A 17712-nucleotide genomic window follows, 5' to 3' on the forward strand; every position below is an offset into this window, starting at 1 on the left:
CCCAGCCTCCATCCGCTGGCGATAAAACCGGACAACTCACGTGCTACCTAATCCGGACAACTCATGTGCTTACGACATTGACCGCCGTTATGGCTTGGCATTCGGCGCCGGATCGACTAGATGAGCCCCGCGCCTGTTGCTTTGACGGCTCAGGTGCGGGCAGGGAGTCCGCTGGTTGGCGGCGCCCGGTGCGGAAGTTCCGCAGCCCAAAGGGAGAGCATCTCCCCAACCCGCGCGGCGAAACCGGCCGGCGCGAAAGGCAAGGACGGAGAGGTGGCCGAGTGGTTGAAGGCGCACGCCTGGAAAGTGTGTTTACGGGAAACCGTAACGCGGGTTCGAATCCCGCTCTCTCCGCCAGCCTGCTTCGCTCTTCGAGCTTCGCAGGATTGGCTCAATCGACAGCGCGAAGCAGGATGCCCTCCGAAGCTTCAGCGTAGGAGGGCAGGGTCATCAACCTTGCCGACCGGCTTGCACGATTAAAAAAGCAGCTGTTAGTTTCGAGCGCTTTGGGAAGCGCGTCGAGTGATCCTTGGGCATTCTATGAACACGCCGCCCCCGACCCGGTTTTGGAATTCCCGGTGATCTGGTAATGGGTGATCCCGACCACAGGAGATGGCATGCCGGACGATGTAATGGTGCGCGACAGCAACGGCGCTCAGTTGAGTGACGGCGATTCCGTTACGCTGATCAAGGACCTCAAGGTCAAGGGCACTTCGGAGACGATCAAGCGCGGCACGTTGGTGAAGAACATTCGCCTTAACGGTAATCCCGGTGAGATCGAATGCAGTACCAGGCAAGTGAAGGGCCTGGTGCTCAAAATCGAGTTCGTAAAGAAGGCGTGACCCTCAAGGCGGTCGAGCCGCAGGGGTAGAATGCGTTTACCGGCGGCGAGCCGTTTCGTCGGCCAACCTGTTACCCCTTACGACTGACGATATCGCTGGAGCGCCAGGACGCGTTCACCACTTCCAATTCATCCGCCGAAAATCTTTATAAAATTCCTATTTCTTTCCGCTTTGCCCCGTCTCGAACCTTTATGGCGATCGGGTCCATATTCCGCTTTGAGAAAAACGTCGGACGCCGTCACCCAAGTGGGCGGGGCGTTCTCACGTAATCGCCAAGCTGCTTCGAGCGGGCGCAAAGTGGAAAAATCAAAGCAAGGACAAGCACAATGGACATCATTGTTCTCGGGATCGGGGTTTTGTTTTTCGCCCTCTCCTTTGCCTACGTCAAAGCCTGCGACAGAATTTGAGCGATCGGGCCATGCTTGTCGATTACATCCTCGGTGGCGGCGTGACGTTGTTCCTGCTCGCCTATCTGACATACGCCCTGATCCGCCCGGAACGCTTCTGACCGGCGCACGGAAAGCCACATCATGACTATCAACGGATGGATACAGATCCTTCTCTATTGCGGGATCCTGGTTTTGCTCGTGAAGCCGCTGGGCGGCTACATGCATCGCGTCTTCACCGGCGACCGCACCTTGCTGTCGCCGGTGCTCGGCCCCGTCGAGCGGGCCCTTTACCGCCTGGCTGGAACCGGCGACCAGGAGCAGCACTGGACGGGTTATGCCGCCGCCATGCTGTTGTTCAACCTTGCCGGTTTCCTGGCGCTCTATTTCCTGCAGCGCCTGCAAGGCGGCCTGCCCTACAACCCGGCCGGCATGAGCGCGGTCGAGCCGGGGCTCGCCTTCAACACCGCCGCCAGTTTCATGACCAATACCAACTGGCAGAACTACGGCGGCGAGAGCACGATGTCCTATCTCGTGCAGATGGCCGGCCTCACCGTGCAGAACTTCCTGTCGGCGGCCACCGGCATCGCCATGGCCATGGCGCTGATCCGCGGCTTTGCCCGCGCTTCCGGCAAGTCGATTGGGAATTTCTGGGTCGATATGACCCGTGCCACGCTCTACGTGCTTTTGCCGCTCTGCGTCGTGCTCACCCTGGTCTATGTTTGGCTCGGCATGCCGCAGACGCTGGGAGCCTATGTCGACGCCACCACGCTCGAAGGCGTGCAGCAGACCATCGCCGTCGGGCCGGTCGCCTCGCAGATCGCCATCAAGATGCTCGGCACCAATGGCGGCGGCTTCTTCAACGCCAATGCCGCGCATCCCTTCGAGAATCCGGACGCCATCTCCAACCTGATCCAGATGCTGTCGATCTTCGCCATCGGCGCGGCGCTCACCAACGTCTTCGGCCGCATGGTCGGCAACCAGCGCCAGGGCTGGGCGATCCTGGCCGCTATGGGCGCGCTGTTCATCGCCGGGGTCGCGGTCTGCTATTGGGCGGAAGCCGCGGGCAATCCGCTGGTCCATGCGCTGGGCATCGACGGCGGCAACATGGAAGGCAAGGAAACCCGCTTCGGCATCGCGCTTTCGGCGCTGTTCGCGGTCATCACCACGGCGGCTTCCTGCGGCGCGGTCAACGCCATGCATGACAGTTTCACCGCGCTCGGCGGCATGATCCCGCTCATCAACATGCAGCTCGGCGAAGTCATCGTCGGCGGCGTCGGCGCCGGCTTCTACGGAATGCTGATGTTCATCCTCATCGCCGTCTTCGTCGCCGGCCTGATGGTCGGGCGCACGCCCGAATATCTGGGCAAGAAGATCGAGGCCAAGGAGGTCAAGATGGCGATGCTGGCAATCCTGTGCCTGCCGCTGGCGATGCTGACCTTTACGGCCATCGCGGTGGTCCTGCCGAGCGCCGTGGCATCGATCGCCAATGGCGGTCCGCACGGCTTCTCCGAGATCCTCTACGCCTATACGTCGGCGGCGGCGAACAACGGCTCGGCCTTCGGCGGCCTCACCGGCAACACGCCCTGGTACAACATCACGCTGGGCCTCGGCATGCTCATGGGCCGCTTCCTGGTCATCATCCCGGCGCTCGCCATCGCCGGCTCGCTGGCGGCGAAGAAGACCGTGCCCGCCTCGGCCGGCACCTTCCCGACCGACGGCCCGCTGTTCGTCGGGCTGCTGGTCGGCGTCATCGTCATCGTCGGCGGCCTGACCTTCTTCCCGGCACTCGCCGTCGGACCGATCGTCGAGCATCTGGCCGCCATCCACGGGCAGACATTCTGAGACGGAAGTGTCCTGGCTGAAACGGAAATGTCCTGGTTCAACAACAGGCATCGCAACGATCGCCATCCCGCCGACAACGGAAAGGAGGAACGGCCTCCTCCTTTCCCCACCATGTCGACATTCCTCGGCATCGCCGCCGTCATGATCGTTCTGTGGTTGCTGGCCTACGGGCTTCCGCATCTTCTTTCGGCATCCGATCGCTCGGTGCCGCTCACCAACACCGAAGCTGGAGCTTCAAAATGAGCCAGTCAAAATCAGCGAGCATCATGGATGCCGGCATCCTATGGCCCGCCATCGGCGGCGCCTTCAGAAAGCTGAACCCACGCACATTGGCCAGGAACCCGGTAATGTTCGTCGTTGCCGTCGTCTCGGCGCTGACATCAGTGCTTTTCGTCAAGGACCTCGCCAGCGGCGGCGGCAATCTCGGCTTCACCATCCAGATCATCATCTGGCTGTGGTTCACCGTGCTGTTCGCCAACTTCGCCGAAGCCGTCGCCGAAGGCCGCGGCAAGGCGCAGGCCGATTCGCTGCGCAAGGCGCGCACCGAGACCCAGGCCAAGCTCCTGACCGGCGAGGACCGGACGAAATTCAAGCTGGTGCCCGGCACCAGCCTGAAGGTGGGCGACGCCGTGCTGGTCGAGGCCGGCGACATCATCCCCTCCGACGGTGAGGTGATCGAAGGCGTGGCTTCGGTCAACGAGGCGGCGATCACGGGCGAATCGGCGCCTGTCATTCGCGAATCCGGCGGCGACCGCTCCGCGGTCACCGGCGGCACGCAGGTGCTCTCCGACTGGATCCGCGTGCGCATCACCGCCGCCGCCGGCCACACCTTTCTCGACCGCATGATCTCGCTGGTCGAGGGCGCCGAGCGCCAGAAGACCCCGAACGAGATCGCGCTCAACATCCTGCTGGTCGGCATGACGCTTATCTTCGTGCTGGCCACCGCTACCATCCCGAGCTTCGCTTCCTATTCGGGGGGCTATATCCCGGTCACGGTGCTCGTCGCTTTGTTCGTGACCTTGATCCCGACCACTATCGGTGCGCTTTTGTCGGCCATCGGCATCGCCGGCATGGACCGTCTGGTGCGCTTCAATGTGCTCGCCATGTCCGGCCGCGCCGTCGAAGCGGCCGGCGACGTCGACACGCTTTTGCTCGATAAGACCGGCACGATCACGCTCGGCAACCGCCAGGCGACCGAATTCCGGCCGGTGAAGGGCGTCACCGAGCAGGAACTGGCCGACGCGGCGCAGCTTGCCTCGCTCGCCGACGAAACACCGGAAGGCCGCTCGATCGTCGTGCTGGCCAAGGAGAAATACGCCATCCGCGCCCGCGACATGGCGACACTGCACGCCACCTTCGTGCCCTTCACCGCGCAAACCCGCATGAGCGGCGTCGACATAGACGGCTCCTCCGTGCGCAAGGGCGCGGTCGATTCCGTGCTCGCCCATGTCAACCAGTCGACCGTCGCCAGCCACGCAACGCGCCCGAACAGCGATACGATCAGGGATCTCCAGGCGATCGCCGACGAGGTCGCCAAATCGGGCGGCACGCCGCTTGCGGTCGAGCGCGACGGACGCCTGCTCGGCATCGTGCACCTCAAGGACATCGTCAAGGGCGGCATCCGCGAGCGCTTCGCCGAGCTGCGCAGCATGGGCATACGCACGGTGATGATCACAGGGGACAATCCGATGACGGCAGCGGCCATTGCGGCCGAAGCCGGTGTCGACGACTTCCTTGCCCAGGCGACGCCGGAGGACAAGCTGAAGCTGATCCGCGACGAGCAGGCCAAGGGCAAGCTGGTCGCCATGTGCGGCGACGGCACCAACGACGCGCCGGCCCTTGCCCAGGCCGACGTCGGCGTCGCCATGAACACCGGCACGGTGGCGGCGCGCGAGGCCGGCAACATGGTCGACCTCGACAGCGATCCGACCAAGCTGATCGAGATCGTCGAGATCGGCAAGGCGCTGCTGATGACACGCGGTTCGCTGACCACCTTCTCCATCGCCAATGACGTGGCCAAGTACTTCGCCATCATCCCGGCCATGTTCGCCGTGTTCTACGTCGCGCCCGGCCAGACCACAGGTCCGCTGCAGGCGCTCAACATCATGCATCTGGGGACGCCGCAGAGCGCCATCCTGTCGGCCATCATCTTCAATGCGCTGATCATCATCGCGCTGATCCCGCTGTCGCTGCGCGGCGTCAAATACCGGGCGATCGGCGCCGGGGCGCTGCTCAGCCGCAACCTGCTCGTCTACGGCCTCGGCGGCATCATCGTGCCGTTCGCCGGCATCAAGATTATCGACATGGCCGTCACGGCCCTCGGCCTTGCATAAGGGATCATTCCGATGCTCAAGCAAATCAGACCCGCGATCGTCATGATCGTCTTCTTCACCGTGCTGACCGGGCTCATCTATCCCATCGGCATGACCGGCATCGCCCAGGCGCTGTTCCCGAAACAGGCCAATGGCAGCCTGATCGAGAAGGACGGCAAGGTGGTCGGTTCCGAACTGATCGGCCAGGCCTTCGCCAGCGAACGCTATTTCCACGGCCGGCCATCGGCCGCCGGCAATGGCTACGACGCCGGCGCCTCCAGCGGCTCGAATCTGGGTCCGACCAACCCCAAGCTGATCGAGCGCATCAAGGGCGACGCGGCGAAGTTGAAGGCCGAAAACCCCAATGCGCCGGTTCCGATGGGCCTTTTCACGACATCGGGCAGCGGGCTCGATCCCGACATCAGCCCCGAGGACGCTTCTTTCCAGGTTCCGCGTGTCGCCAAGGCAAGGGGCATCGATGAAGCCAAAGTCAAGGCGCTCGTCGACAGCCATGTCGAGGACCGGGAGCTCGGCGTGCTGGGCGAGCCGGTGGTCAATGTGCTGGCCCTTAACCTCGCATTGGACGACACAGCCAAGCAATGAAGAACAGCGCCGGGGATCGACACCGTCCCCCGCGCCGTTCAAACTGGATGCCGATGCCGGACGACAGAAGCAACGTCGAAAACAGACCTTCCCCCGACGCGCTGCTCGAGCATGCCGAGCGCGAGGGCCGCGGGCGTCTGCGCATCTTTCTGGGCGCGGCACCGGGCGTCGGCAAAACCTATGAAATGCTGATGTCGGGACGCGCCAGGCTGGCCGACGGCATCGACGTGGTGATCGGCGTGGTCGAGACGCACGGCCGCAAGGAAACCCTGGCCCTCGTCGAGGGCTACGAGGTCATTCCGCGCCGCCCGGTCGAATACAAGGGACGCACCCTCGACGAGATGGACATAGACGCCATCCTGGCACGCCGCCCGGCACTGGTCCTGGTCGACGAACTCGCCCATACAAACGCGCCCGGCAGCCGTCACCCCAAGCGCTATCTCGACGTGCAGGAAATCCTGGCGCGCGGCATCGACGTCTACACGACGCTCAACATCCAGCATGTCGAAAGCCTGAACGACGTCGTCGCCCAGATCACGCGGGTCAGGGTGCGCGAGACGGTTCCCGATTCCATCATCGACCAGGCCGACGACGTCGAAATCATCGATCTGACGCCCGACGACCTGATCAAGCGGCTGGAGGAAGGCAAGGTCTATTTCCCCAACACCGCCCAGCGCGCCATCGAGAACTATTTCTCGCCGGGCAATCTGACGGCGCTGCGCGAACTGGCGCTGCGCCGCACCGCCCAGCGTGTCGACGAACAACTGCTCAACCACATGCAGTCCCATGCCATCCAGGGCCCATGGGCGGCGGGGGAAAGGGTGCTCGTTTGCCTCGACGCGCGTCCGGGCGGGGCGGCGCGCGTGCGCTATGCGCGCAGGCTGGCCGACCGGCTCCGCGCGCCATGGACGGCGCTTCATGTCGACACGCCTCGTTCGGCCGCCATGTCGGAAGAAGAGAAGGGCAGGCTGGCGAACCATCTGCGCCTCGCCGAGCAACTCGGCGCCGAGGTGACGACCATTCCGGGCCAGAACGTCGCGCAGGACATCGTGCGCCATGCGACGGCGAACAATTTCACCCATATCGTGGTCGGCAGGCCGACCCGGTCGCGCTGGCGGGAATTGATCGAGGGCTCGCTCACCTATGATCTGATCCGCAATGCCGGCGACATCAGCGTCCATGTCATCTCGGGAACCGAGCGCGATACCGACGCAGCATCGAGAAAGGTCAGGACGGCGGCCGAGCAGCGGCCGTTCCAGATATGGCCGTATCTGTTCGCCACGGCCTATGTCGCGGGCTCGCTGGCCGTCGGCACGGTTCTCGATCAGTTCCTCGACGTGCGCAATCTGGCGATCGTGCTGCTGCTGGCGGTGCTGACATCGGCGGTGACGTTCGGACTGTGGCCGGCCTTGTACGCCTGTTTCCTGAGCGCCCTTGCCTTCAACTACTTCTTCCTCGAGCCGCGCTACACGCTGACGATCAGGGATCCCGAGAGCATCGTTGCGTTTGCCGTCTTCCTCGTCGTTGCCGTCATCGCCAGCAACCTGACGGCGCGCGTGCAGCGTCAGGCCGCCGCCGCCCGCTCACGGGCGCGGGCCACGGAGGATATCTATCTGTTTTCCAAGAAGCTTGCCGGCGCCGGTACGCTCGACGACGTTCTGTGGGTCACGGCCTTCCAGATCGCCTCGATGCTGAAATTGCGGGTGGTGCTGCTTTTGCCCGAAAACGGCGCCATCACCGTCAAGGCGGGCTATCCGCCCGACGACACGCTGGCCGAGGCCGACATCGCCGCCGCCCGCTGGGCCTGGGAGCACGATCGCGCCGCCGGCCGCGGCGCCGATACGCTGCCCGGTGCGAAGCGGCTCTATCTGCCGCTACGCACCGGGCGCACGGCGGTCGGCGTGGTCGGCCTCGACAACGACAAGCAGGGTCCGCTGCTGACGCCCGAGCAGCAGCGGCTGCTCGACGCGCTGGCCGACCAGGCAGCGGTCGCCATCGAGCGCATCCAGCTCGTCGCCGACGTCGATCGTGCCAAGCTCGCGGCCGAAGCCGACAGGCTGCGCTCGGCGTTGCTGACCTCCATCTCCCATGATCTGAAGACGCCGCTCGCCGCCATCATGGGCGCGGCCGGCACTCTCAGGGAGTTCGCGCCTGATCTACCCGAGCAGGACCGGACGGAGCTGTTGTCGACGGTGGTCGACGAAGCGGAACGGCTGAACCGCTTCATCGCCAATCTGCTCGACATGACCAAGATCGAATCCGGTGCGATGGAGCCGAACTATGCGCTGCACTATGTCGGCGACGTCGTCGGCACCGCGCTCGATCGCGCCCGCAAGATCACCAGCGAGCACAAGATCGAGGTCGACATTCCGCCCGACCTGCCGATGCTGAAGCTCGACCCGGTGCTGTTCGAGCAGGTCCTGTTCAACCTGGTCGACAATGCATCGAAATATTCGCCGCCCGGCTCGACGATCCGCCTGCAGGGCTGGACCGACATCGGCTCCGTCGTGCTTCAGATCATGGATGAGGGATTGGGCATCCCTCCGCAGGATCTTGAGCGCGTGTTCGACACTTTCTACCGGGTCCGCAAGGGCGACCAGGTGCGCGCCGGTACCGGGCTCGGCCTGTCGATCTGCCGCGGCTTCATCGAGGCGATGGGCGGCACGATCTCGGCCGCCAACCGGACCGACCGTTCGGGTGCTGCCTTCACCATCAGGATGCCGGTGCCGGCGGAACTGTCCGGCAATCGCATCGGCTCCAGCGCGGATCAGCCTCGATGACCAATTCGAACGTCAGGATACTGGTCGTCGATGACGAGCCGCCGATCCGCAAGTTGCTCCGGGTCGGCCTCGCCAGCCAGGGCTACGCGGTCAGCGAGGCGCCGAACGCCAAGGCGGCTATCGAGCTGATGGTGCAGGAAAAACCGGATCTCGTGCTGCTCGACCTTGGCCTGCCCGGCATGAGCGGCCATGAACTGCTGCGCAAATGGCGCGACGACGGCCTCGATATGCCGGTGGTCATTCTCTCCAGCCGCGCCGACGAGGCCGGCATCGTCGACGCGCTCGAACTCGGCGCCGACGACTACATCACCAAGCCGTTCGGAATGAACGAGCTGGTGGCGCGCATCCGCGTGGCACTGCGGCACAAGTTCCAGCAGCAGGGCGAGAGGCCGGTGTTCCAAACCGGTGATCTCAGCGTCGACCTGGTCAAGCGCATCGTCAAGGTCGGGGGCAAGGAGGTAAAGCTGTCGCCCAAGGAATACGACATTCTGCGCATTCTCGTGCAGTATGCGGGCAAGGTTCTCACGCACCAGTTCCTGCTGAAGCAGGTGTGGAACGATTCGACCGACGTGCAGTATCTGCGGGTCTATGTCCGGCAGTTGCGGCAGAAGATCGAGAAGACGCCGGACCAGCCGCGCTACATCACCACCGAGACCGGCGTCGGCTACCGCCTGCGCGAGGTCGAATAAGCGTTGCCTGGCCTGATTAGCCGACAGCTTCCGGCAGCCGGTTCGCGGCCGTCGATGTGCGCAAGGCGGCGAGGCAGCCAATGATGCCGAGCGGCACGAAGGCGAGGAACAGCCAGGTCGCCACATCAGCCGCCGCGTCCCGGTTCAGGCCTTGCGAAAAGCCGCTGGCATTGGCGACGATGCCGGCAAGGGCGGCACCCACCGCATAGCCGATGCGTTGCATGGTCGGCACCGCGGCCGAGGCGATGGTCTGCTCATCACCCGGCGCGGAGGCCACGATGACGCGCGTCAGGAACGGCCAGGCAACGCCGAAGCCGCCACCCTGCAAAAGGGCGCATACCAGGATCAGCGGGATCGAGCCTGCCGGGATGGTGTAGGCGAAACCAGCGAGGCCGGTGGCGATCATCAGGGCGCCGATGACGATGATCGATCTCTCACGCTCCTGTGGCGCGTTGGCGACAAGGATCGACAGGATCGACCAGGCGATCGATTCGGCGGCGATGATGTAGCCGGTGGTCAGGAGCGGAACGTGGTGCAGCGTGGTCAGAAGCAGCGGGCCGTAAATGGCAAAGGAACAGGTCGCCACCGAGAAGGCGGCGACCATGGTCATGCCGCTGCCGACCGGCGTGCGCCACGAGAACAGCTGCGAGGGGAAAAGCCGCGATTTCGGCTTCAGCGCATCGATACGGAAAAACAGCACAAGGCCGACCAGGCCGAGCACCATCAGCAGCGATGAGCGCAGAAGGGCGATGTCGACGCCCGCCGAGGCGATCAGCACGACGGCGACGGCAAGGCAGCCAAGCGCTATGAGCGGGAAGGGTGGTGCCTTGCCCGCGCCGGCACTCGGCCTCGTCGCTTCCGGCGTGTCGAGCACGACGAAGCTCGCCAGCGCCATCGCCGCACCGCCGAACACGAAGATGCCGAACGCCCAGCGCCATGACAGAAGCTCTGTCATGATCGCGCCAAGCATCGGCCCGCTGAAGGCGGCGACGCCCCAGATCGCCGACATGATACCGAAAAGCTGCGGCCAGATGGCCCGCGGAAACAGGCGCTCCACCGAGACGAAAGCCAGCGACACCAGCGCGCCGCCGCCCAGGCCCTCGATCAGGCGCCCGGCCAGGAACAATTGCATCGAGGGCGCGGTGGCGCAGATCAGCGCGCCGGCCGCGTAAAGCAGCGCCGCGACCACCATGTTGGTGCGCAGTGCCACATAGCTGACCAGCCGTCCGGCCGCGGCACCGGCGACGATGGCGCCCAGTTCATAGATCGCCAGCGACCAGCCGACGAGCTGCACGCCCGCCAGTTCGCCGATCATGGCGGGCATGACGGTCGCCACCATCGTCTCGTTGGTGGCGTGCAGCAGGATGCCGAGGCTGATGAAGCAGAAGCGCGCGAGGTCGCCGCTCGCCCACAATGCGCGCCAGTCGACCCTGTTTGTGCTGATGTCGGTCACTTCGGTCCCTCGAATTTCATATCCCGATGCAAACGCATGGCGCCAGGAGCCGGCTCGGGGGTCCGGCAGGACCATGGTCGGATGGGTTTGTAGAACCTCAACCAAGCTTGAGCTCAAGCGATTTTTTGGACATGTTCGTGGATGCCCGCATCCCTGGCCGGCCGGCATCGCCGGCCAATCAGTTCTCCGTGCTGCGCAGCTGGAACTGGCTGACACCGATGGCGAAATTGATGCCGGTCTGGGTCTGCAGGCTGAGCGGCTGCAAGGTGAAGGACTGCGAGGAGCCGCCAACCAGCAGATTGGCCCCGGCGCCGACGGTTGCCGTCACCTCGGCGCTGGCGCCGACATAGTCGCCGGCCAATGCGCCCGGCGCGTAGATGTTCTTCAGCGGCGTCAGCACCAGCCATCGCATCACCGCCTGCTTGGTCGTGCCGATGTCGAGGCCGTATTTGTTGACGGCACCGAAATAGGCTTCCGGCGCGAAAGTCTTGTCGGCAGGGGTGAAGGTGCAGCTCAGATCCTTGCTCGAGCCGAAGATGAAGCCGGTGCCGCCCGATATGGCGCATTCAAGTGTGCCGAGCTCGATGCCCTGGTCCTGTGCCTGGGCCAAGGCGGGGCTGGCAATGGCAACGATGGCAGCAAGGATCATTTTGCGTGTCATGGGCCCCTCGTGCATTCGCTGCAGCCATCTTTGAGGAGCAGATGACACTGCTTCGCGAGCGAAGGATGCCAGGTCAGTGCACGGGGTCCGGTCGGTGATCGTCGGGCTTTGGCCGGCAACCGTCTATGGCGGGATGTATCGTCCACTGGTTCTGAGGCTCCTGCTGGGATGCGACGGTCAATGGCGATCCTGCCGTCTCAACGGCTTCACACCAGCGCGCGGGGCTGCCGTCGGGAACCGGGGATTCGTTCCAGCTGCCGTTCCAGGTGCCGATCTTCTGACAGTGCTTGATGGGATGGATTTCGTTCCAGCCGTCATGTGCCGAATCGTAGACCCACGTTCCCTTGACGAACAGGATGTCCGCGCCGCGGCGCGTCGGATCGTTGACGTGAAGATCGCCGAGATTCTCGTCGAGATCCGTCGGATTGGCTGTGTCGAGCAGGCCGACTATGCCGCCTATGATGACGATGACCGCCGCGATGAGCGACAGGACCGCGCAGGCGATCCAGCCGAAGAAGGGAATGGCGCAAGCAACCGCGGCGGCCGTGGCGACTGGAATTGCGGCAAGGCAGGCTATCATGAGGTCGTAGACGCCGGCGCCTTCGAACTCGCAATGCAGCACCGCGGTCGGGTCGTCATTGGCCCATTGGCGCGCTTCCTGACCTTTCCAGTCGAGGCCCGCGCCCTGGATCGCAGGCGTGTTGGCGATCAGGCGTCCAAACGGCGCTATCTTTTCGGCCGTTGCCTGGTTGGTGAATTCGACGACATTGCCCGGCACCAGATTGAGACTGTAGTCGGTGTCGAACCGGTCCAGTCCCGACTTCTCCTCCGGCGGATCGACCTTGAGCAGCCAGCCCACCGCGCATTCGTCGCCACCGAGACAGATCAGCCGGTCGTACAGCCACCAGCGGCAATAGGCCAATATGGCCGCAAGCGCCACCAGCATGGCGGCCGGTCCGGGAAGGGCGCCCACAAGGATGAGCGGCAAAGCGACCACGGCCGCCGCAATGATCATCTGCCCGTATTGTTTGCCGTGGTGATTTCCGACCGATACGCATTTGGTGTAGTGCCGATAAGCCATGGCGACCCCCTATCGCTCGACATAGAGCGTCACGCCGCCGGCGAGGCCGCGGGCCGAGAAAGCATGAACGTTGATTGCCTTACGGCCGGTGAAACCGGCTGGCGGTTCAATATTGACAGTGACGGGGATTTCCTCACCCGGGGCAAGGTCCGCTTGTGCGGGCTCGAACGTGACAAGCCAGCCGGCGGGCAAAGGATGCGATTGACGGGTGTGGCCGACAGGCACTGCCGCGATGGTGCCGGGGAAGGTGCGCAAGGGCCGGCGACGCGGCCTCGGGCGAGGGCGCGGCTCACAGACCGGCAATTCAGGAAGGGAATAGGCATCGGCCTCGAGACGAAATCCCATCCTCTCCCGCTCGCCATTGCGCAGGCGAAATTCAAATCTTGCGGGCGAATGGGCGACACCGACGGTGGTGTTGTCCTGGCCTAGGTTGTTGTTCGGGTTCGCATCGTCGAGCCAGTCGAGCAGGACCTGGATGCAATAGTGACCAGGCGCTGCCGGAGTTCGCCATTTGACCGACGCGAAAGCCGGATGGTTGGCCCCGCCCTTGACGCCGAGATCGGTCCTGGTCTCATCGATCCAATGCGACACCGTGCCGATGCCGAAACTCAGATAGGAGAATTTCACCGGCAGATCGACGACCGGGGCCTCGGTCGAGTTGTTCCAGATACGGGCGACGATTTCATATTCGGTGTCGGGCGCCAGCATATGTGGTGCGACAGGATTGCCGCCGCTTCGGATCTCGATGTCGGGGTTGTCCCATGTGACGGCGAGGCCCTGGCCCATCAAATAATACTGCGCGTAGATCAGGGGATCCGGGCGTTTATAGGCGGGGTCGCTGATCTTGACGCAACGTTGCGGCCCGCTTCGGTCCAACCGATCGGGGAGCTTCATTCTTTCGCAGAGCAATCTGGCGAGGGCGCAGATCCGGGCAGCGATCTGGCGCAGGTTCGATGGCCACTCGGTGAACGCGTCGGCGAGCGCGTTCAGGAAATCCAGTACTTTGGGGAGCGGGTTCATGGCCAGTCCGCGGCCATTTCGTCAACGTCGCTGTCGACGCATGAAAAACCAGACAGCGGCAATCAAGAATGGTGCGAGTATCAGAAGAAGTTCGAAGGATCCCGACCCGCCATCGGGCGAAAATCCGAATAACTGCTCGATGAAATCCATCACGGCCTCCGGCAGCTGCAACAAAATTGCATTCGACGATGTCTTTACATCTGCCGGAGCTCGCGCGCATTTTCGCGCAGAGCCAGCAACATTTCCGGTTGGTAGCACAGAACGAGCAAGTCTTCCATCGGCAATAATTTCGATCTGCTAGCTTGGCCTGGTCGCAGCAGTTCGCAAATGCAAAGCGCGCGGCGGAACCAAGTCCACCGCGCGCTATTTTGATCATCGCGCGGTTGCCGTCCGTGCCGAGAAGATCAACGTGCCGTTACTTGAGAGAGTGGATCAGCTCAAGCGAGGTCACGGCAACGGCCAGGTTGACGCCGGTCTGCGCCTGGACGCTGAGCGGCTCCAGCATGAAGGCGCTGTCGAAGCCGCCGACCAGCAGATTGGCGCCGCCGCCGGTCACGACGCTCGCCTCGGCATTGACGCCGTAATAGCTGCCGGCAAGGTCGCCCGCGTCGCGGTCACGGGTCGCGGCAAACACGGCCCAGGCGAGTTGGCCCTGGTGCGTCTTGCCAACATCGACGCCGAGCTTGGAGATGACGCCGGTGTAAATCTCGGCCGGACCGTGATGATAGGGGCGGAAGACACAGGACACGCCCTTGTTGGATGTCACGATGTAGCCGGTGCCGCCGTCGATGGTGCAGTCGAGCGTGCCGAGCTGCAATCTGCCGGCGCTTGCCGGTGCAACAGCGAACATGGTCGTGGCGAGCGCAGCGGCGCAGACGAGTTTCTTGGTCATGGGAGGTCCTTTCGCAAAACGCTTCAAAGTAACGGCTGGGTGGCCAGACCGTTCCGCTGAAACCTTGGCGCGAACAAGGCAGGCGATCACGGCTTGCAGCGGGGTCAGCGCGCGGTTGCCGGATTGATGGCGATCTGCGGCGATACGTGTCCTTTCGGACACGCATCCGACGCGTGTGGGCTTGGCCGGCCTTGCCTGATCTCAGCTGACGCGGGCGAGGCCATCCTTGGCAGGCTGGTAGGTGGGATCGAGCCGAACGGCTTCGCGGTAGGACTTGGCCGCCTTGGCCTTGTCGCCGCGCCGCTCGTAGATCAGCGCCTGGTTGGACCAGGCCTCGGCGTTCTTGCCGTCGAGCTTGATGGCCATGTTGAAATCGGAGAAGGCATTGTCCTCGTCATTGGTGGCGAGGTAGGAAAGGCCGCGGCCATTATACGGCTCGGCGGCGTCCGGGGCCAGCGAGATGGCGGTCGAGAAATCCTCGATAGCGAATTTGTGCTGGCCCTGGCTCTGATAGATCAGGCCCCGATTGTGATAGGCGCGGGCATCGGTCGTGTCGAGCTGGATCGCCTTCTGGAAATCGTTGAAGGCTTCCTGGGTGCGGCCGGCCTTCCGGTAGAGATTGCCGCGGCCGATATAGGCGGCATCGTAGTTGCCGTTGATCTGGATCGAGCGGTTGTAGTCCGCCAGCGCTGCTTCCTGATTGCCGAGGAAGCGCTGGATGAGCGCACGGTTCGAATAGGCCTGGTAGAAATTCGGGTTAAGCTGGATGGCCTGGTTGAAATCCTTGAGCGCCGCCTGGTACTGGCCGCCCCGGCCATAGGCCGAGCCGCGCACATTGTAGCCTTCAGGATCCTGCGGATTGCGCTGAATCACCGCCGACAGCGATGAGATGTTCTCGCTCGACCCTTGCGCCTTGTCGATGTTGTTGAACTCGCCGGTCGGGCCCGAGGTCTGGCAGCCGGCAAGCATCAATCCGGAAAGCAGGGCTGTCGCCAGGGCAAAGCCACGAAATGTGGTTTTGCTCTCCACGCTGATTGCGTTCATGTCTGCCCTGTCCTCACTTGCCGCGTCATTCAGGTCCGGATCCCCCCTCCGGGCCGGGTCACATCAAAATAAAAAGGTGGCGGCGATTCCGCATCGCGCCACCCTTGGTATCCTTCGAAAAGGACGAAATATAGGCGTTAATCAGCGCGGCGGACGCGCTGCACCGGCGGCACCGCCGGCAGCCACCGGACGCGGCGTCATCGGCAGCAGGCCTTCGCGCTGTGCGCGCTTGCGGGCCAACTTGCGGGCGCGGCGAACGGCTTCGGCCTTTTCACGGGCGCGCTTCTCGGAAGGCTTCTCGTAGTGACCGCGCATCTTCATTTCGCGGAAGATGCCTTCGCGCTGCATCTTCTTCTTGAGAGCGCGAAGCGCCTGATCAACATTGTTGTCGCGGACGAGTACCTGCACGGGCAATCCTGTCTTTCGGGTTTGATATCAACAGGCAAGCGGCCATAGCCACTAGCCTCCGCGGCGATTTACACCACGAATTGTGGCGGCTGATAGCAGAATCACGCCGCGCTGTCCACAGCCGAAATGAACGGAGGCGGCCAATTCGCCCAGCGGGCGCTCGCAAGATAGGCAGCCAACTACGCGGTGGCCAGATGCAACCGCTCAAAATCCTCGAAGAATTCGCCATAGTCGCAGGTTATCTCTTCGCCCGCCGCTATGTCGCGGGTCGCGGTTGCCCCGCCATATTGCGAAAAGTCCGTGTTCGGCGTCGCCGAATGGTTCATGAAGCGGCCATTGTCGACCTCATAGACCACGAAGCCGGGCCGGTCGGGACTGGGATAGGCGTAGCGGTCGAGCAGTTCCCTGAGATGCGAGGGTGCCGCCTGGTATTTTTCCAGCGGGATCAGCCGGTCGAAATCCGGGTCGAGCCGCCAGATCGAGGCGCCTTTCCTGATTGGCTCGGCGGCGAACACGCCGACGCCCTCGATTGCGCTTTGGGCGACATAGGTTTTGATCAGCAGCATGGTTCCGGCCCGTTTCCAAGGAGAGAACGGAATCGTCAATTCGAGCCCAAATGCAAGCCCGGATTGCGACATCGCGGCCCGCGTTGATCCGCATGCCGGCGCCGAAACCGTTCACGTCCGGTTGATCGACACGCCGCCGTCGGCGAACAGCGCCGTTCCGGTGGTGAAGCTTGATGCGTCGGAGGCAAGATAAAGCGCCGAGCGGGCGATCTCTTCCGGCCGGGCCATCCGCTTCAGGGCATGGATGCCTTCGACGAACGTGCGGGCCTCGGGCGTGGTTGTGGTCGCGCCGGGCGTGTCTGTGCCGCCTGGCAGCAGTGCGTTGACGCGCAACCCCTTCGGCCCGTACTCGGCGGCCAACACTTGCGTCAGGCCGATCAGGCCGGCCTTGGCCGCGGCGTAGGCCGCCATGCCTGGCATGCCGACGGTATAGCCAACGAAGCTGGAGGTGAAGACCAGCGATCCGCCGCCACGCTCCAGCATCGCCGGTATCTGATGCCTGGCGGCCAGATAGGCGCTGGTCAGATTGGTATCCATCGTGTCATGCCACGACGCCGGCGGCAGGTCCGGCAGCGGCGCCATCATGCCGACAGCGCCGGCATTGTTGAATGCAATGTCGAGACCACCGAAGCTACCGGTCGCGAGATCGACCAGCGCCTTCGCATAGGCTTCGTCCCTGACGTCGCCGGCAAGAGCGATCGCAGTGCCGCCGGTTTCCACGATCTCCTCGACAAGCCTATCGAGCTCGGCCTGACGGCGCGCGGCGGCGACGACCTTGGCTCCTTCCTCGGCAAAGAGCTTTGCAGTGGCGCGGCCGATGCCGGAACTGGCGCCAGTGACGATGGCGATCTTGTTGGCGAGTGCGAGCATGTTTCTGTCATCCTTCCGCTAAGCCGGCCTTGGCGGTCGGATGCGTCGTCGCAAATGAGCATGGCCGCAGCCACCCGAAAGCTGCGAACCCGCCGATTTTCCCTGGCCTCGCACGCCGCGGCCGGTTGCGGCGCAAAACGGCAAGAGCCGTCGCAAACAGCGCAAGGGTGGCAGCGCTGTTTCGCTAGTGATACACCTCGCGCGCCGGGGGAAATTGCTAGCCCGGCCGCAAATCCGCGAGACTTTGGCGCGAGGCTGGA

Annotated in this window: 17 protein-coding genes and 1 tRNA gene; 9 read left to right on the top strand and 9 right to left on the bottom strand. The window is 63.8% G+C overall.

Annotated features, from left to right (window positions below; genetic code table 11):
- Positions 1 to 267 precede the first annotated feature (267 nt).
- From FJ959_RS23695 to FJ959_RS23735, 9 genes are all read left to right on the top strand, one after another.
- Positions 268 to 357, top strand: a tRNA-Ser gene (locus FJ959_RS23695).
- A gap of 260 nt (positions 358 to 617) precedes the next feature.
- Entirely contained in the window at positions 618 to 842 is a 225-nt protein-coding gene (locus FJ959_RS23700) for an alkylphosphonate utilization protein (RefSeq protein WP_140632409.1), read from the top strand.
- Between the two features lie 418 nt (positions 843 to 1260).
- A complete protein-coding gene (kdpF, locus tag FJ959_RS23705; RefSeq protein WP_015315765.1) occupies positions 1261 to 1350 on the top strand; it encodes a K(+)-transporting ATPase subunit F in 90 nt (29 codons plus the stop codon).
- Between the two features lie 22 nt (positions 1351 to 1372).
- Positions 1373 to 3073 (top strand): potassium-transporting ATPase subunit KdpA, encoded by a 1701-nt coding sequence (gene kdpA / locus FJ959_RS23710; RefSeq protein WP_140632412.1) that lies wholly within the window; start codon positions 1373 to 1375, stop codon positions 3071 to 3073.
- A 27-nt stretch (positions 3074 to 3100) separates the two neighbouring features.
- The gene (locus tag FJ959_RS23715; protein ID WP_140496344.1) at positions 3101 to 3316 is read left to right on the top strand and encodes a hypothetical protein; all 216 of its coding nucleotides are present in this window, start codon (positions 3101 to 3103) and stop codon (positions 3314 to 3316) included.
- The gene (gene kdpB, locus FJ959_RS23720) at positions 3313 to 5406 is read left to right on the top strand and encodes a potassium-transporting ATPase subunit KdpB (protein WP_140632415.1); all 2094 of its coding nucleotides are present in this window, start codon (positions 3313 to 3315) and stop codon (positions 5404 to 5406) included. The genes FJ959_RS23715 and kdpB overlap by 4 nt, the downstream gene beginning before the upstream one ends.
- Before the next feature lie 12 nt (positions 5407 to 5418).
- On the top strand, positions 5419 to 5988 hold the full coding sequence (kdpC, locus tag FJ959_RS23725; RefSeq protein WP_140632418.1) for a potassium-transporting ATPase subunit KdpC: 570 nt from the start codon (positions 5419 to 5421) through the stop codon (positions 5986 to 5988).
- Positions 5989 to 6041: 53 nt separating this feature from the next.
- Positions 6042 to 8768, top strand: a complete 2727-nt coding sequence (locus FJ959_RS23730; protein WP_140632421.1) for a sensor histidine kinase KdpD — start codon at positions 6042 to 6044, stop codon at positions 8766 to 8768.
- A complete protein-coding gene (locus tag FJ959_RS23735; protein ID WP_140632424.1) occupies positions 8765 to 9457 on the top strand; it encodes a response regulator transcription factor in 693 nt (230 codons plus the stop codon). The genes FJ959_RS23730 and FJ959_RS23735 overlap by 4 nt, the downstream gene beginning before the upstream one ends.
- Positions 9458 to 9473: 16 nt before the next feature.
- On the opposite strand, the gene FJ959_RS23740 is transcribed toward FJ959_RS23735, so the two are convergent.
- The 9 genes from FJ959_RS23740 to FJ959_RS23780 form a co-directional block, all read right to left on the bottom strand.
- Positions 9474 to 10910, bottom strand: a complete 1437-nt coding sequence (locus FJ959_RS23740; RefSeq protein WP_140632427.1) for an MFS transporter — start codon at positions 10908 to 10910, stop codon at positions 9474 to 9476.
- Positions 10911 to 11088: 178 nt separating this feature from the next.
- Complete coding sequence (locus FJ959_RS23745; RefSeq protein WP_140513722.1) at positions 11089 to 11571, bottom strand: DUF992 domain-containing protein; 483 nt, start codon at positions 11569 to 11571, stop codon at positions 11089 to 11091.
- Positions 11572 to 11644: 73 nt separating this feature from the next.
- Positions 11645 to 12652, bottom strand: coding sequence for a hypothetical protein (locus FJ959_RS23750; RefSeq protein ID WP_140496337.1), 1008 nt, complete (start codon positions 12650 to 12652; stop codon positions 11645 to 11647).
- A gap of 9 nt (positions 12653 to 12661) precedes the next feature.
- Complete coding sequence (locus tag FJ959_RS23755; RefSeq protein ID WP_140522454.1) at positions 12662 to 13672, bottom strand: hypothetical protein; 1011 nt, start codon at positions 13670 to 13672, stop codon at positions 12662 to 12664.
- A 415-nt stretch (positions 13673 to 14087) separates the two neighbouring features.
- Positions 14088 to 14564 (bottom strand): DUF992 domain-containing protein, encoded by a 477-nt coding sequence (locus FJ959_RS23760; protein WP_140522452.1) that lies wholly within the window; start codon positions 14562 to 14564, stop codon positions 14088 to 14090.
- A gap of 201 nt (positions 14565 to 14765) precedes the next feature.
- A complete protein-coding gene (locus FJ959_RS23765; protein WP_140496334.1) occupies positions 14766 to 15608 on the bottom strand; it encodes a tetratricopeptide repeat protein in 843 nt (280 codons plus the stop codon).
- A gap of 141 nt (positions 15609 to 15749) precedes the next feature.
- Positions 15750 to 16016 carry a 30S ribosomal protein S21 gene (gene rpsU / locus FJ959_RS23770; RefSeq protein WP_010911429.1) on the bottom strand — a complete coding sequence of 89 codons (267 nt, stop codon included), beginning with the start codon at positions 16014 to 16016 and terminating at the stop codon, positions 15750 to 15752.
- Between the two features lie 179 nt (positions 16017 to 16195).
- Positions 16196 to 16582, bottom strand: coding sequence for an SET domain-containing protein-lysine N-methyltransferase (locus tag FJ959_RS23775; RefSeq protein WP_140496333.1), 387 nt, complete (start codon positions 16580 to 16582; stop codon positions 16196 to 16198).
- Between the two features lie 111 nt (positions 16583 to 16693).
- Positions 16694 to 17452 (bottom strand): SDR family oxidoreductase, encoded by a 759-nt coding sequence (locus FJ959_RS23780; RefSeq protein WP_140496332.1) that lies wholly within the window; start codon positions 17450 to 17452, stop codon positions 16694 to 16696.
- Between the last annotated feature and the right edge of the window lie 260 nt (positions 17453 to 17712).

Origin of the sequence: Mesorhizobium sp. B2-2-4, from assembly GCF_006442375.1 — a bacterium.
GTDB lineage: Bacteria > Pseudomonadota > Alphaproteobacteria > Rhizobiales > Rhizobiaceae > Mesorhizobium.